Consider the following 15,292-nt stretch of genomic DNA (forward strand, 5'->3'; position numbering starts at 1 on the left):
GGGGCCCCGCCCGACCCCCGCCCCGCCCGGACCGCCCCGGGGGGGGGGGGGGCGCGGGGGGGGGGGGGGGGGGGGGGGCGCCGGGGGGCCCCCCCCCGCGCCGGGGGTGGTCAGTGCTTGGCGATCTGTTGGAGCGCCGCGCCCTGGTAGCGGGCACCGGCGTTCCACAGGATGAAGGAGTTCATCTTGTTGGCCGCGGCGGCCTTGATCTGTTCGGCCACCTCGGCGGGCCCGTAGGTGCTCCCCATCGAGAAGTCCTGGAGCCACGGGACGATCTCGGTCTGCGTGCCCTTCGCCTGGCGGGCGAAGTCCGCGAGCGAACGCTGGACGATCGCGTACGGGGCGGTGTCGGGCTGCGCGACGCCGTACTCTCCCGGCCCCCAGTGGGACGGGTAGACCATCGGGGCGATGTAGTCGGTGACCTTGACCAGGGCGGGGATGTCCTGGGCGATCTCGGTGGGCCGGGTGGCGGCGATGCCGAAGACCGAGACGCCGAGGTACTTGGCCTGCGGACGCAGCGCGGTCCGGGTTTCGGCGACGAACGAGGTGATGGACTGCTCGGGCGTGGCGGTTCCGATGCCCGGGAAGCGCATGTGCGTCAGCGGGCCGTCCGGGCGGCGCACGTAGTCGTAGAGGATGTCGTCGAAGCCGAGCGTCGCCGCTTCGACGGCGAGGTCCTGGTTGTACTTGCGGACCGCCGCGTTGGCGAAGTTGGTGAAGGACAGGGCGCCGTAGTGGCCGCCGTCGTAGGGCTCTCCCCCGGGAGTCAGCACGAGCTGGTCGCGCTTGCCGGACTTCCAGGAGGCCGAGGCGAGCTTGGGGTCGCGGAAGGCCACGATGCGGCCGATGACCTGGGCGCCGGCGGCATGCAGCTCGGCGATCGCCTTGCGGGCGTCGTAGTAGCCCTTGGCTGCGCCGATCTGACGGGCCAGCGGTACCTGGGACGCGTACCCGACCTCGCCGTCCTCGTCCTTGACGTCCAACTCGACGGCGTTGAGCTTGCCGCTGCGGACCAGGGCCAGAACGCCGCCGCGCAGCGTGTCGTCGCCCCAGCCGATCGCGGTGATGTGCGCGGCCCGGATCATGGGGCGGCGGCCCCGGGCGGACACGTCCTTGGTGGTGGTGTTACCGGCGCGGTCCACCGCGGTGACCTTGACGACCGGTGTGCCCTTGGGCACGGTGACCTTGAAGGCGCCGGCCTTGTCGAGGGGGACCTTCTTGCCGTTGACGGTCACCTCGGCGTCGGTGGAGGCGTTTCCGGTGATGGTCACGGGGGCGGCGACGTTCTTGATCTCGGGGTCGGCCACCTTCAGCTTGGGAGCGGTGGCGTCCACACTGAAGCCCACGACCTCACGGTACGAGGCGAAGGGGAGACTGCTGTCGCCCGCCACCACGAGCGTGTGCCGGCCCTCCTTGAGGTGTGGGAAGGCCAGTTTGAGGCGGGCGCCCTCGGCTGTGACGGGGAGCGCCGCGCCGTCCAGGGTGGCGCGCAGCTTGTCCCTGCCGCCGGCCTCGTCGGCGGCGAGGTAGGCGCTGACCTGTGCGGCCTTGCGCGCGTCGAGGACGGCGCCGTCGCCCAGACCCTGGATGCTCGGACCGGGCGCGAGGAACGTCCAGGCTCCGACGCCGGCTCCGGCCAGTGCGAGCGCCCCGGTCGTCGCTATGAGGGTGCCCCGGCGGGCCGGGCGGCGGAGTCGGAGGGAGGGGACGGAGCGCGATATGCGTGTAGGGGACATCATGACGTCCTTCGTGCCGTGGGCCGGATGCTGCTGCCTCCATTCATTGCCGCACGATGTGCCATTCGCCTCGTTATGACCGTATTTCACACGAACGGCGGCGTTCGGTCCCGGCGTGGCGGCTACGCCATGCGGGGGACGGTGCGGTATGCGGGCTCCCGTCGCCGGTAGACATGGCGCGACACATCCGCTTCGGAGGGGCTTCCCATGCGCCACCCGCTCGTCCCGCTCGGCGCCCTGGCCGGCGCCGCCCTGCTCGCCTCCGGCTGTTCCACGGGGTCGTCCCCGGCCGCCGGGGAACACCGCGCCGCCGCCTCACCGGCCGCGGTCAGCCCCGTCGCCGCGAAGGCGCCGGCGGAGGTCGGCGCCAACGAACTCGGTCAGGTACCGGTGCTGATGTACCACCAGCTCACCCAGAAGCCGGCGAGCGTCTACGACCGGACCCCGGCCGATTTCCGGGCCGAGTTGGAGCGCCTCGCCCGGGAGGACTACGTACCGGTGACCGCCCGGGACTTCCAGACGGGCCGCATCGACATCCCGGCGGGCACCCACCCGGTAGTCCTGACGTTCGACGACTCGACCAACAGTCAGGTGCGCCTGAACCCGGACGGCACACCCGCACCGGACACCGCCGTCGCCATCTTGGCGGAGACGGCGAAGAAGTACCCCGCGTTCAAGCCGGTGGCGACCTTCTTCGTCAACGCGGACGCCTTTTCGGCCACCGGCTCCGCCAAGGCCCTGACCTGGTTGAAGGAGCACGGGCACGAGGTAGCCAACCACACCGACCGCCACGAGAACCTGCGCTCGCTCGACCAGGCGGGCGCCATGCGGGCGATCTCCGCCGGCCAGCAGGCGATCGAGAAGGCCGTGCCGGGGACGCGGGTCACCTCGCTCGCCCTGCCCTTCGGTGCGATGCCCGAGCCGGCGACGGTCGCGGCACGGGGAACGGGTTACCGCTACGACGGGGTGTACCTGGTGGGGGCCAACCCGTCGCTCTCACCGTTCGCGAAGGCGTTCACCCCCGACGCGATCCCCCGGATCCGCTCGGCGGGACCGAAGGACGAGGACGCCGAGTTCGGTTCGTCGCGCTGGCTGGACAAGCTCGCCGCCGGGAAGAACCGTTACGTCTCCGATGGCGACCCGAATACCGTCGCCTTCCCGAGCGCCTCGCGGAACGAGCTGTCCCCGGCCTTCGCGAAGCTGGCTCGACCGTACTGACGCGTGGTGCGGGTGGACCCGTACGCGGTCAGTTCCCGCGGGGCGCGTACATGATCACGGCCATGCCCGCGAGACAGACCAGCGCGCCGATGACGTCGTAGCGGTCGGGGCGGTAGCCGTCGGCGACCACGCCCCAGGCGATGGAGCCGGCGACGAAGATCCCGCCGTAGGCGGCGAGGATCCGGCCGAAGTGGTCGTCGGACTGGAACGTGGCGACCACCCCGTACAGGCCGAGCGCGACGACGCCGGCGCCGACCCAGGCCCAGCCCCTGTGTTCACGGATGCCCTGCCACACCAACCAGGCGCCGCCGATCTCGAACAGGGCGGCGACGACGAACAGGGCGACGGAGCGGGCGACGGTCATACCGGCGGACTCTACCGGCGGCCGACGCGGGTGATCTTCCCTGCCCGCCATCCGTACCGGGCGGGGCCGTGGGCCGCTTCCCGACACGCGTCAGGAGGGGGGCAGGGGTGTGGCCTGCGCGATGAGGATGGCGACGTCGTCGTGGTCGTCCGGATGCCGCAGTTCCTGCACGAGCCACTGGCAGGTCGTCTCCAGCGGCCGGCGGGATTCGTCGAGGGCTCGGAGCAGGACGCCCAGGCGCTCGTCGATGGGGTGGTGGCGGGTTTCCACGAGGCCGTCGGTGTAGAGGACGAGCCGGTCGCCGGGGTTGAGGTCGAATTCGGTGGTGCGGAAGGAGATGCCGCCGACGCCCAGGGGGGCGCCGGTGGGCACGTCGAGCAGTCGGGGCCGGTGGCCGGCCGGGACGAGGGCGGGCGGGAGGTGGCCGGCGTTCGCGATCTGGCAACGGTGGTCGTGGGGATCGTAGACGGCGTAGATGCAGGTGGCGATGTAGTGCTCCAGCCCTTGGGTAATCTTGTCGAGGTGTTGCAAGACCTGGTCGGGCGCCAGGTCGAGATCGGCGAAGGCGTTGGTGGCGGTGCGGAGCCGGCCCATCGTGGCGGCGGCGTCGATGCCGTTGCCCATGACGTCGCCGACGACGAGGGCGGTCTTGTCACCGGAGAGGGGGATGACGTCGTACCAGTCGCCCCCGACCTCACTGGAGGCCTGGGCGGGCTGGTAGAGCGAGGCGAGGTCGAGGCCGTGGACCTCGGGCGGGTGGCCGGGCAGGAGGCTTCGCTGGAGGGTCTCGGCGGCGTTGCGGACGCTTTGGTGCCAGCGGGCGTTGTCGATGGCGACGGCGGCCCGAGCCGCCAGTTCCCCGGCGAGGATCACGTCGTCTTCGTCGAAGGGCAGCGGATTGCGCGTGCGCAGCAGGTCGAATGCGCCGAGGACCTCGTTGTGGGCGATCAGTGGCACGGCGAGGTAGGAGTGGACGTCGGCCCGTGCGAGGGAGGCCGCCGCATCGGTGTCGCGGGCGATGCGCAGGAGGTCTTCTTCGCCTACGTGGGCGACGAGCACCGGTTGGCCGGTGTGGACGCACTGGGTGATCAGCCGGTCGGCCCCGTAGGCGGACAGGTCGCCGACCCGGCCGGCGGCGGTGGCCTCGGTGGGGTGGGCGGCGGCCACGGCGAGCGCGCGGAACACCTCGGGCCCCTCGTCGTGGTCCGCGGTGCGGCGGAAGGCCAGGACCGCGTCCAGGACGTCCACCGCTGCCACGTCGGCCAGATCGGGGACGGCGACCTGGGCGAGTTCTCGGGCGGTCTTCTCCACGTCCAGGGTGGTGCCGACCCGTGCGGAGGCGTCGGCGATCAGCGTGAGGCGGCGGCGGGCCCGGTCGGCGGCGGTCGCGGCGTGGTGGCGTTCGCTGACGTCGACGACGGAGTTCGCCACCCCGATCAGCCGGCCGCGCGGTCCTTCGAGGCGGTAGTACGACACCGACCAGGCGTGTTCGTGTCCCGGGTCGGCGGGTGTGCGCCCGACGGTGTACTGGTCGAGCAGCGGCGTGCCGGTGATCAGCACCTGGCGCAGCGCGGACTCGATGGTGTCGGTGTCGAGGGACGGCAGGATGTCGTGCGGATGCCGCCCGATGTGGTCGGCGGAGGCGAGGCCGTTGATGCGTTCCAGGGCCGGGTTGACCAGCAGGTAGCGCAGGTCGGCGTCCAGGAGGGCGATCCCGATGGGTGACTGCGTCACCAGGCGCTCCGAGAGGGCCAGCTCCGTCTCCACCCGCTGCAGGGTGCTGTGGTTGGCGGCGATGCCCAGGGCGTATACGTCGCCGAGGTCGTCCAGCAACCGCATGTTGCGGAACTCCACCAGACGGGTGCTGCCGTCCTTGGACCGGATGGGGAAGGCACCGGCCCACCTCGCGCCGGTGCCCATCACCTCGGCGAACAGCTTGATCACCAGATCCCGGTGTTCTTTGTGGACGAAGAGGTCGGCCGCGTACTTGCCCAGGGCCTCTTCGGCGGTGTAGCCGAACACCTCGTCGGCCTGCGGACTCCAGAACACGATCCGCCCGCGCGTGTCCAGCACGATCGCGGCCACGCTGAGCAGGTCGAGCAGACCTCCCGGCGGCGTCGCCCCGGTCTGGTGGTCCGGCTGCGCCGCTGGGAGCGGCTCGGGTGTTCCCATCGGTGACGGCTCCTTCCTCCACGGAGACCGCTCGGGCCGCCCGCCGGCGTAGGGCTCCCTTTCATGCTGCGCCACATCGGTCGCCGGTACCTGCTGGGTGGACCCCCGGGGCGGGTCGGACGAGCCGCCGCTCATATGAGGCCCTGCTCAGACGAGGCGCCTTTTGAGCTGGGCGAGCGGCTCGAAGGCGGGGGCGACGACGGCAGCCAGGTTTCCGCCGGCGCTGCCGCCGGCCACGGCGAGCCGATCGGCGCGAGCCGGTCGGGGCGGCCGCCGTGGTCGGCCATGTGGTCGGCCATGGGGTCGGCGGCGTGCCGGGCAGCGGCGGGGCAGTCGTCCGGCCGCGGCCCCGGCGAAGTCGAACGCGGCGTCGAGTGCGCGGCCGGCGGTGGCTGCCAGGACCCGTTCGCGCAGGGTCGGGTCGGCCGGATCCAGTGCCAGGTCGACGCCGGGGTCGAGTGCGCGGCGACGACGGGCGCGGGGGTGGGGTCGACTGCGACGATCGGATGGGCACCGATGGCGCGCAGCGGTTGGACGGCGCGCGGCCCTACCGCCACCCGGTGCCCTGGGCCACCACGCTCGGCGACGGTGCCCGCGTCGTGCCGCAGAGTGACGGGCTTGACGGCGCGACCGGCCCGGAGTGTGGGACGGAAGCCGAAAAAGCGGCCGTGCCCGGGGCGAGCCAGTCGGTTCCTCGCCCACGTCGCCCACCTCGCCGCCCCGCCGTCAGCGACCCGCATCCCGGGGTGAGCCGCGGCTTCCGCCGTCACTCCATCCCTGGTGGAGCGCTTCGGCCTGACGGCGGGAGGGGTGCCTTCGCACTGTCGTGGACCAACTCGGCAAGCTGGATCAGGAGGCCGTACGTCGCCATGCGTCCCTGGATGCGGATGTAGTAGGAGCGGCTGGAGCACTGGAAGACCTCTCGCCGGCGCACCTTCCGGAGCTTGTGCTCGTACGTGCTCGCCGCCCTATGAGGGTCGACTCCGCCTCCTCCGCGCTCCCGTCGAACTCCGCGAGGGTCCGCGCATCACACTGTGTCTCGTTGACACCATGGACAGGTATGGCCAGGGACGATCCATCGGGACACTGAGACCGCTCCTTCTGAGGGGCACCGCCCGCCGCGACGCGCACGCCGCAAGTGTGCCAGGGCGGCGAGACACCGGACCGTCGAAGAGCGCCGTCTACGCCGCCGAGCGTTGCTGCGTCAGCCGGCGGCGCAGGGCCGGGTCGGTCAGTGCCGGCGGCTGCCAGACGCCGTCGGGGTGGTAGAGGTTGGTGCCCGGCGCGACGACGGCGTCGATCCGGTCGAGGGTGGCGTCGTCCAGGACCAGGTCGGCTCCCTTGAGGGCGGCCGCGAGCTGCTCCCCGGTGCGCGGCCCGATGATCACCGAGGTGACGGCGGGGTGCGCCAGCGGGAAGGCGACGGCCAGTTCGGGCAGGGTACGGCCGAGGTCCTCGGCGATCGCGACCAGTTCCTCGACCGCGTCGAGCTTGGCCGCGGTGGTGGGCAGGGTGGGGTCGAAGCGGGCCGGGGTGAGGGCCGCCCGGCCGGTGCCGAGGTCGATCGGGAGGCCCTTGCGGTAACGGCCGGTGAGGAACCCCGAGGCCAGCGGGCTCCAGGTGAGCGCGCCCATGCCCAGCCGCTGTACGGCCGGCAGCACGTCCCGCTCGACTCCTCGGGCGAGCAGCGAGTACGGCGGTTGCTCGGTGCGGAAGCGCGGCAGCCCTCGCCGCTCGGCGACATGGTGGGCCTCTACGAGGTGTTCGGCGGGAAACGTCGAGCAGCCGAAGGCGCGGATCTTGCCGGCCCGGACGAGGTCGCCGAGTACCGAGAGGGTCTCCTCGATGTCGGTGGTGTGGTCGGGCCGGTGGACCTGGTAGAGGTCGATCCGGTCCGTCCTCAGCCGCCGCAGGCTCTCCTCCACCTCGCGCACGATCCAGCGCCGCGAGTTGCCACCCCGATTGCGGCCTTCGCCCATCGGGAAGTGCACCTTGGTGGCGAGCACGACGTCGTCGCGGTTCCCGGCGCTCTGCAGGGCCTTGCCGACGATCTCCTCGGATTCACCGGCCGAGTACATGTCCGCCGTGTCGACGAAGTTGATGCCTTGGTCGAGGGCGGTGTGGATGATGCGGGCGCAGTCGTCGTGGTCGGGGTTGCCGACCGTGCCGAACATCATGGTTCCCAGGCAGTAGGCGCTCACTTCGATGCCCGTGCCGCCGAGGACGCGATAGCGCATGGGGAATCCTCCTGACAGATGGATGGATGGGAACGGGTCGGACGTCTGTCGCGTCGACCCGGCAGCGGTGAGCCTAGGATCTGGAGTCGGCTCTAGATCAAGTGCCTGGTCGAGACCGGCTTCACCGACCGCGACCGCGCGCCGCCCGTCACCTCGCCCGCCGAAGTCTCCCGCCCACCACCCATGAGGAGCCTGCGATGACCCTTCCCGACGAACCGCGCGGAACCGCCGCGCTGCTGGTCGACTCGCGCGGCAGGTACCTGCTGCACCTGCGCGACGCGAACAAGAGGATTTGCGACCCGGGGACATGGAGCATCCCGGGTGGGGACCGCGAGGGAACGGAGTCGTCACAACGGACGGTCGAGCGGGAGCTGCTGGAGGAGACCGGGCTGGCCGTGCCGCTGGAGGAGTTCACGGTCGTCGACTGCCGCGGCCCGGACGGCACGAAGGGCCGTATCAGGGTCTACCTGGGCGCCTGGGACGGCGATGCCGACGCGTTGCCGTGCCCCGAAGGGATCATGTTCCGCCACTTCGACGCCGCCACCATCCCGTACCTGACGATGTGCCCGTGGACGAAGGAAGTCATCGACCTCCACCGGTCCCGGACCCCTGCCCCCGCCCGCCCCGTCCTGCCCGCGCGGCAGGCGGAGTCGAGCGGCCGGGCACGCCTCAACGTCGTCGGTGTGCACCTCTATCTGGAGCGGGACGGCGAGGTACTGCTCGGACTGCGGCACCCCGACTCCGCGTTCGCGGGGTCCATCCACCACTTCCTCGCCGGCCACTGCGAGCAGGAATCGGCTGTGAGCTGCCTGGTGAGGGAGGCGGCGGAGGAGGCCGGTCTGGCCGTCGACCCGCGCGACGTGGAACTGGTCCACGTCGTGCACTGCGTGGACGAGCCGAACGGGCAGCCGCGGATGCAGTTGGTCTTCCGCGCCCGGCGGTGGCAGGGCACCCCCGAGGTGCGCGAGCCCGACCGGTGCGCGTCCTGGGGCTGGTGGCCGACCGATTCCCTCCCGGAGCGGATCGTCCCGTACGCCAGGGCCGCCATCGAGGGCATCCAGGCGGGACGGCTCTACACGGAGCTCGGCTGGGTGTGACCCGAGATCGTGCCCGACCAGTAGACGCCCCCCGGCCGCGGCGCCGGGCGGCGGCCGGAGCGACCGGAGCGACCGGAGCGACAGGTATCGATAGATATCCGCCGACCGACCCGGCGTCGGGCGTCAGCGCCTTGCCCATGCCAGCACGCTCAGTCCGAACATCAGCACTCCCAGGGGGAGATGGACCGACGGTATGTGTGCGATGCCCAGCACGACCTGGATCGAGGCGAGGACGAGGAAGCCGGACGCCTGCCAGACGGGCCGGGGCGAGCCGCCGCCCGGCTTCCACGCCAGCACCGCCGCGAGCACGTACAGCATCGACGCCCCGTACATCACACGGGCTCCGACACCGTGCAGCGTCTCTCCATAGGACGTGGTCAACAGCAGTCCTGCGGAGACCGCTTGGAGGAAGATGGTCAGCGTCTGCAGGGCGATCGCGATCCGCAGGAACGAGAAGCGGCGCTGTGCCGTCGCCTGGATTGCCATGCCGCGGTCCTCTTTTCCGCCCGGGGGCAGTAGCTCGACAAGGTCTCACCAGCCCGACGAAGTGGGCGGCCGAAAGGTAAGGCGAGGGGGCGCACGGAGTATGGGGACGGCCGGGACGAGCACCGATGAGACAGCCGGTGGAATAGCCGGCGAGCGGCCCCGACTGATCAACGTGGCCTACCGGTTGCTCGGTTCGCTGGCCGAGTCCGAGGACGCCGTGCAGGACGCCTACGCGCGCTGGTACGCACTGCCACGAAGTCGGCAGGACGAGATCAGGTCCCCCGGGGCGTGGCTGACGACGGTGACCGCCCGCATCTGCCTGGACGTGCTGGGCTCGGCGCGCGTGCGGCGTGAACGCTACGTCGGCGCCTGGTTGCCCGATCCGCTGCCCGACCACGTCGAATGGGACCGCGGGCCCGGCACCGACCCCGCCGACCAAATGGTCTTGGACGAATCGGTGACCATGGCCTTCCTCGTCGTCCTGGAGACGATGACACCCGCCGAGCGGGTGGCTCTCGTGCTGCACGACGTCTTCGGGTACCCCTTCGCCGAAATCGCGGAGGTCCTCGGCCGGACGCCGGCGGCCTGCAAGCAACTCGCGGCCTCAGCCCGGCGGCGGGTGCGCGTCGCGCGGGATCCGGCCACGGCGGCGGCGACTGCAGCGCCGACGGCGACGGCGACGGCGACCGGGCAAGCGGACGCCGTACGACGTGTCAAAGCGGCATGGGAGAGCAAGGACATCGCGGCCCTCGTCGACCTCCTCGACCCGGCCGCCGTGCTGACCGTCGACGGCGGCGGCATGGTCGGTGCCGCCCTGCGCCCGGTGGAAGGTGGTGCGCGCATCGCCCAGTACATGGTCGCGATCGCCGACAAGGCTCCGGGGCTCGAACTCCTGGAACGGTCGGTCAACGGTGTACCGGGTCTGGTGGCCCAACGCGCGGGCACCGTGATGACCGTGGCGTCGTTCGAGGTCACCGACGGCCGCGTCACCCGCATCTGGGCGGTCCGCAATCCGGAGAAGCTGCGGCCGTGGGTAGGGTGCCGGTGACGCCGGCGAGGGACCCTGCCGGGCACGTGACGGGAGCCGCGACCGGCGGGGACTGTCATCACATAGTCGGGGTAGTCGGAACGCCATGGGATCTCTGAGCTCACCTGTGCTGTTGGTACTGTTCCTGGCGAGTGCGGGGGTGATCTGGGTAGCCGGCATCAAGCTGTCGGACACCACCGACGTGCTCGCCGAGCGGCTGCACCTGGGTTCCGCCATGGGCGGACTGATCCTGCTGGCGATCGCCACCAACCTGCCGGAAATCGCCATCACGGCCAGTGCCGCCGTGGCCGGCGAACTGGACGTGGCGGTGGGCAACATCCTGGGCGGCATCGCGCTCCAGACCGTGGTCCTGGTCGTACTGGACGCGGCGGGAGTACGTCCCCGCGCCCCCCTGACACGGTTGGCGGCCAGTCTCGTCCTGGTCCTCGAGGGCGTACTGGTCATCGTGATCCTGGCGGTCGTCGTCATGGGCTCCCAGCTCTCCCCCGACCTTGTCCTCGCCCGTCTCGACCCGGCGTCGGTGGCCATCGCCGTCCTGTGGATCGTCGGTCTGATCCTGCTGAACCGAGCCGGCAAGGGACTGCCCTGGCGTGAGGGCGGCGACGCCCCGGACAGTCAGCCCGAACCGCGCGGCCACTCCCGGGGCAAGAAGGAGAAGGCCGCCGGCGACAAGGGCGTCAGCACCGCCCGCGCCGCCCTCGTCTTCTCCCTCGCGGCCCTGGCGACGCTGGTCGCGGGCGTCGTCATCGAGCGCAGCGGCGAGGAGTTCTTCACCCGCCAAGGGCTCAGCGGGATCCTGTTCGGCGCGACCGTGCTCGCCGCGGCGACCTCCCTGCCCGAGATCAGCACCGGCCTGACGTCGACACGGCTGGGCGACTACCAACTCGCGATCAGCGACATCTTCGGCGGCAATGCCTTCCTGCCCGTCCTGTTCCTGCTCGCCACGGTCATCTCCGGCGAACCGGTCCTTCCGTCCGCGCACCACACCGACATCTATCTGACGGCCCTGGGTATCGTGCTGACCGCGGTGTACGTCGCCGGCCTGGTCTTCCGGCCCCGCCGCCAGTTCCTCCGCATGGGTGCGGACAGCGTCGCCGTCCTCGCCATCTACCTGTTCGGGGTCATCGGCCTGGCCACGATCGGAGGCTGACCGGGCCGACGGAACCGAAGGCGGATCGATGGATGCTGCGGAGAAGCCGTTCCTGATGGTCGTCGAGGATGTCTTCCTGCTGAACCAGGGCCGGGTGGTCCGAGCGACCGGCCGGATCGAGCGCGGGCGGGTGCGCGCGGCCGACGAGGTGGAGACCGTCGGTTTCGGCGGCGGCTCGATCATTCGCGTCGCCGGTGTCGACGGATACCGGGTAAGCCATGGCGAGGCGGTCGCTGGTATGAACGTAGGGCTACTGCTTCCGGGTACGGAGGCGGGGGCGGTCGCACGGGGGCAGGTACTCGCGGCCCCGGGCTCGATCGGCGCTCACGCCGCCTTCGGCGCGGACCTCGCCCTGTTCTCGGAGGAGCAGGGCGGTGCGGAGGTGCGCACCGGCTCTGGGACCGTGACCCGCCTCGTGCCCTGAGTCTCACCGCACCGGCCGCGCCGACTGAGCCACCGCCCGCGGTCCGTCGTCGGGTCTGCACAGTAGGGTGGCCGGGTGGATACTTCTTCGCTCCCGCGTTCCTTCCGGCTGCTTGTGACGGGCGGAGGGACGGGCGGTCATACCTATCCGGCGCTGACCGCGGTCCGTGCGCTCCAGAGCCGGCTCGCGGCTTCCGGCAGCATGTTGGACGTTCTGTGGATCGGTACGGCGGACGGTCTTGAGGCGCGGGTCGCCCCGGCGGAGGGGATCGCGTTCAAGACGGTGACGACGGGAAAGATCCGTCGCTCTTCCAACCCACTGAAGATGCTGTCCGCCGCGAACGTGAAGGACATGGCGCGGGTGCCGCTCGGTGTGGCCCAGGCCCGGGCGATCGTTTCCGAGTTCCGGCCGCATGTCGTGCTCGCGACCGGCGGCTACGTCGCGGTCCCTGCCGGCTTGGCCGCGCGACTGTGCCGGCGGCCGCTCGTACTGCACGAGCAGACGGTCCGGTTGGGCCTGGCCAACCGCAAGCTCGCCGGCTCGGCCACACGGATCGCGGTGTCCTCCGAGTCGTCGCTCGCCCTGCTGCCCGCCGAGGTGCGGGATCGTGCGGTCGTCACGGGGAACCCGGTGCGGCCGGAAGTCCTGGCCGGTCACCCGGACAAGGCGATCGGGGCGCTGGCCCTGCACGGATTCGACCGGCGGCTGCCGACGGTCTACGTCACCGGCGGCGCCCAGGGTGCCCAGCAGATCAACGGCGTCGTGCGGGACACGCTGCCGTGGCTGCTGAGCCATGCCAACGTCATCCACCAGTGCGGTCCGGCGAACGTGGACGAACTCCGGGGCGCCGCCGCGGCTTTGGACCCGGTCCTCGCCGGGCGCTACCACCTCACCGGCTTCGTCGGGCCGGAGCTGCCCGACGTGCTCGCGCTGGCCGATGTGGTGCTCTCGCGCAGCGGCGCCGGGACGTTGGCCGAGTTGACCGCTCTGGGGAAGCCGGCCGTGTTCGTACCGCTCGCCACGTCTGCGGGCAATGAGCAGGCGCACAACGCGCGGCACCTGGCCGACGCGGGAGCGGCGGTCGCCCTGCTCGGTGAGGTCACCGCGCAGAGCCTGCGGGAGGTGATGGGCCCACTGCTCACCGACCCCGCTCGGCGGGTGGCGATGGCGGAGCGGGCCCGCTCGTACGGGAGGCCGGACGCCGCGGAACGGCTGGTGGACGTGCTCCTGGCCGCGGCGAACGACTGACCGCCACGGGCGACCGGCCGCCGTTACGGGACGCCGGTGTCGCAAGCCTGCCCGTGCGAGGAGCCGGTCCATATCCGCGAGTGGCAGGTCGGGGTTGCCGGCCGCGGTGATCACGACCGATCCCGACGGATCGGCCACCAACCGCGTCAAGCCCGCCGCCGGAAGCCGGGGATGGGTCGCCATCACGCGGCGCAGCCTGTGGTCGGGATCAGCGGCGAGGCGACGGACGAGCTCCACCGGCAGCCCCGAGCTGCGGCCCGAGTTGCGGCGCGCGCTGTGCGCTCGGGTGCCCACGGCCTGCCGTCGTCACCCGCCTGATCGGCCTTGGCCGGGAGTTCAGCGGCCGTCCCGGCGCCACTCGTATCGCCATACCGCGTCGAGTTCTTCGGCGAACGGCATCCCTGGCGGTTGCGGGAAGAGGCGGTGTGCAGCCAGGGAAGACACCACTCCCCGGCGGACCTGCCCCTTCTCCACCGTCCGAAGGAAAGCCCGGCCGGCCTCGCTGGTCGCGTCGTCCACGAAAATCAGCCCCTCCCCCGTGACATCGTGGCGTCATCCGTGTCAAGGACCATACTTCGGCGTCCTTCACCTCGGCGCGAGGCACCAGGAGCAGCTTCCCATAGCCGTCATCGTGGAGCACCGAGCCCGCGTCCTCGTGGGGGATGATCCGGGGCAGCCCCGTCGCGCCCAGCACGTGCAGCCGCGTGCGCAGGGCCCGCACGGGGTGGATCAGATCGCCGGACCGCATGCCTGTGCGGACCGGCTCACGGATAATTGACGATCAGCCGGTGGCGGATCCGCCAAGAACGGCTCGTATCGACGGGGGACGCACCATGCGTGTAGGGGTGTATCTCGCACACCCGCGGCCGGGGAGTTTCAACCACGCCGTGTTCGACGCGGTCGTGGGGGAACTGCTCGGGCGAGGGTGCCGGGTGCTGGCGCACGACCTGTACGCCGAAGGATTCGCACCGCAGCTCTCCGCCGCGGAGACGGGGACGGTCCAGTCGGCGTCACGGGCCCATGACGCTCAGGTGGCGCTCCACCAGGAGGAGGTGGCGACCCTTGACGCCATGGTGTTCGTCCACCCGAACTGGTGGGGCATGCCGCCCGCTGTTCTCGTCGGTTGGGTGCAGCGCGTGCTCGTCCCCGGCGTCGCCTACAAACTCGGCACCGCCGAGGGCGAACCCGTGGGGCTCCTGAAAGCGGGCAGGGCTCTTGTCCTGAACACCTCGGACACTCCGGCGGACCGGGAGGAGAGCGAGTTCGGCGACCCGCTGCACAGCATCTGGTCGGCTTGCGTCCTGCCGTACGTGGGAGCCGCCGACATACGGAGGGTCGTGTTCCGTACGGTCACCGACTCGGACGACGCGACGCGCGCGGGGTGGCTGGACAAAGCACGCCGGGAAGCCGCCGCGCTGCTCGGGTCGACCGGCAGGGGCCGGAAACCGACCCCATGAGCCGTGACCGCTTGCCGAAAACCGTTCATGGGTGACCGGTGCCACGTCATGGCCTGCGGCACGCAGTCGCACGCCAACTGGGTTGTCCGGGCCACCGGCCGCGCTGTCATGATCGTCTGATGAGCGAAGACCGCCGGGAACACCCGTCCAAGACAGCCGACGACCGCGACTCCCTGACCGCGTTCCTGGACTACCAGCGCGCCACCTTGGCCATGAAGTGCGAGGGCTTGGCCGGCGACCAGTTGAGGCGGAAGGCAGTGCCGACGTCAGGTCTGTCCCTCCTGGGCCTTGTCCGGCATGCGGCGGAGGTCGAGCGCAGCTGGTTCCAAATGGTTATGGGTGGGAAGCCGGTCAGCGCCGTGTGGCCGCGGTCGGACGGTGGGTTCGGCGAGTGGCGGGTGGACGGCGCCGACGTGGACGAGGCTTTCGCGTTGTGGCGCGAGGCATGCGAGGCTTCGCGCGCTGTGGCGAGCACCTTCCGGTCCCTCGACGAGTCGGTGGAATTCAGGGACGAGACCATCTCGCTCCGCTATGTGCTCACTCACATGATCGAGGAGTACGCCCGGCACAACGGACACGCGGATCTCCTGCGGGAAGCGATCGACGGGCGGGTCGGGGAGTAGCCCCGCCGGGCCGGCCCCGATGCAGGCCCGGC

13 protein-coding genes are annotated in these 15,292 nt (G+C 71.3%); 8 read left to right on the forward strand and 5 right to left on the reverse strand.

Annotated elements, in window-relative coordinates; genetic code table 11:
• Positions 1–110: 110 nt before the first annotated feature.
• The gene (locus tag ACFVXJ_RS01705; RefSeq protein WP_389656924.1) at positions 111–1,739 is read right to left on the reverse strand and encodes a putative glycoside hydrolase; all 1,629 of its coding nucleotides are present in this window, start codon (positions 1,737–1,739) and stop codon (positions 111–113) included.
• 204 nt (positions 1,740–1,943) lie between these two features.
• On the opposite strand from ACFVXJ_RS01705, the gene ACFVXJ_RS01710 reads away from it, so the two are divergent.
• A complete protein-coding gene (locus ACFVXJ_RS01710; RefSeq protein WP_389656927.1) occupies positions 1,944–2,954 on the forward strand; it encodes a polysaccharide deacetylase family protein in 1,011 nt (336 codons plus the stop codon).
• 28 nt (positions 2,955–2,982) lie between these two features.
• On the opposite strand, the gene ACFVXJ_RS01715 is transcribed toward ACFVXJ_RS01710, so the two are convergent.
• The 3 genes from ACFVXJ_RS01715 to ACFVXJ_RS01725 all read right to left on the reverse strand — a co-directional run bounded on the left by ACFVXJ_RS01715 (position 2,983) and on the right by ACFVXJ_RS01725 (position 7,727).
• On the reverse strand, positions 2,983–3,318 hold the full coding sequence (locus ACFVXJ_RS01715; protein WP_389656930.1) for a YnfA family protein: 336 nt from the start codon (positions 3,316–3,318) through the stop codon (positions 2,983–2,985).
• Positions 3,319–3,408: 90 nt separating this feature from the next.
• The gene (locus ACFVXJ_RS01720) at positions 3,409–5,490 is read right to left on the reverse strand and encodes a SpoIIE family protein phosphatase (protein ID WP_389656933.1); all 2,082 of its coding nucleotides are present in this window, start codon (positions 5,488–5,490) and stop codon (positions 3,409–3,411) included.
• A 1,181-nt stretch (positions 5,491–6,671) separates the two neighbouring features.
• Positions 6,672–7,727, reverse strand: coding sequence for an aldo/keto reductase (locus tag ACFVXJ_RS01725; RefSeq protein WP_389656936.1), 1,056 nt, complete (start codon positions 7,725–7,727; stop codon positions 6,672–6,674).
• 197 nt (positions 7,728–7,924) lie between these two features.
• On the opposite strand from ACFVXJ_RS01725, the gene ACFVXJ_RS01730 reads away from it, so the two are divergent.
• Positions 7,925–8,824: an NUDIX domain-containing protein gene (locus ACFVXJ_RS01730; protein WP_389656939.1), complete on the forward strand. Its 900-nt coding sequence runs from the start codon at positions 7,925–7,927 to the stop codon at positions 8,822–8,824.
• A 123-nt stretch (positions 8,825–8,947) separates the two neighbouring features.
• Here the strand turns inward: ACFVXJ_RS01730 and ACFVXJ_RS01735 are convergent, their stop codons facing one another.
• Positions 8,948–9,310: a hypothetical protein gene (locus ACFVXJ_RS01735; RefSeq protein ID WP_389656942.1), complete on the reverse strand. Its 363-nt coding sequence runs from the start codon at positions 9,308–9,310 to the stop codon at positions 8,948–8,950.
• Positions 9,311–9,410: 100 nt separating this feature from the next.
• Here ACFVXJ_RS01735 and sigJ point away from each other — a divergent pair, with 100 nt between their 5' ends.
• The 6 genes from sigJ (at position 9,411) to ACFVXJ_RS01765 (ending at position 15,260) form a co-directional block, all read left to right on the forward strand.
• Positions 9,411–10,358: an RNA polymerase sigma factor SigJ gene (gene sigJ, locus ACFVXJ_RS01740; RefSeq protein WP_389656944.1), complete on the forward strand. Its 948-nt coding sequence runs from the start codon at positions 9,411–9,413 to the stop codon at positions 10,356–10,358.
• Between the two features lie 85 nt (positions 10,359–10,443).
• Positions 10,444–11,508: a sodium:calcium antiporter gene (locus ACFVXJ_RS01745; protein ID WP_389656947.1), complete on the forward strand. Its 1,065-nt coding sequence runs from the start codon at positions 10,444–10,446 to the stop codon at positions 11,506–11,508.
• Between the two features lie 28 nt (positions 11,509–11,536).
• Complete coding sequence (locus tag ACFVXJ_RS01750; protein WP_389656949.1) at positions 11,537–11,932, forward strand: EF-Tu/IF-2/RF-3 family GTPase; 396 nt, start codon at positions 11,537–11,539, stop codon at positions 11,930–11,932.
• 75 nt (positions 11,933–12,007) lie between these two features.
• Positions 12,008–13,180 carry a glycosyltransferase gene (locus ACFVXJ_RS01755; protein ID WP_389656952.1) on the forward strand — a complete coding sequence of 391 codons (1,173 nt, stop codon included), beginning with the start codon at positions 12,008–12,010 and terminating at the stop codon, positions 13,178–13,180.
• Positions 13,181–14,013: 833 nt separating this feature from the next.
• Complete coding sequence (locus ACFVXJ_RS01760; protein WP_389656955.1) at positions 14,014–14,637, forward strand: NAD(P)H-dependent oxidoreductase; 624 nt, start codon at positions 14,014–14,016, stop codon at positions 14,635–14,637.
• 119 nt (positions 14,638–14,756) lie between these two features.
• A complete protein-coding gene (locus tag ACFVXJ_RS01765) occupies positions 14,757–15,260 on the forward strand; it encodes a DinB family protein (protein WP_389656958.1) in 504 nt (167 codons plus the stop codon).
• Positions 15,261–15,292 lie beyond the last annotated feature (32 nt).

It is taken from the genome of Streptomyces sp. NPDC058279, from assembly GCF_042881255.1.
Taxonomy (GTDB): domain Bacteria; phylum Actinomycetota; class Actinomycetes; order Streptomycetales; family Streptomycetaceae; genus Streptomyces.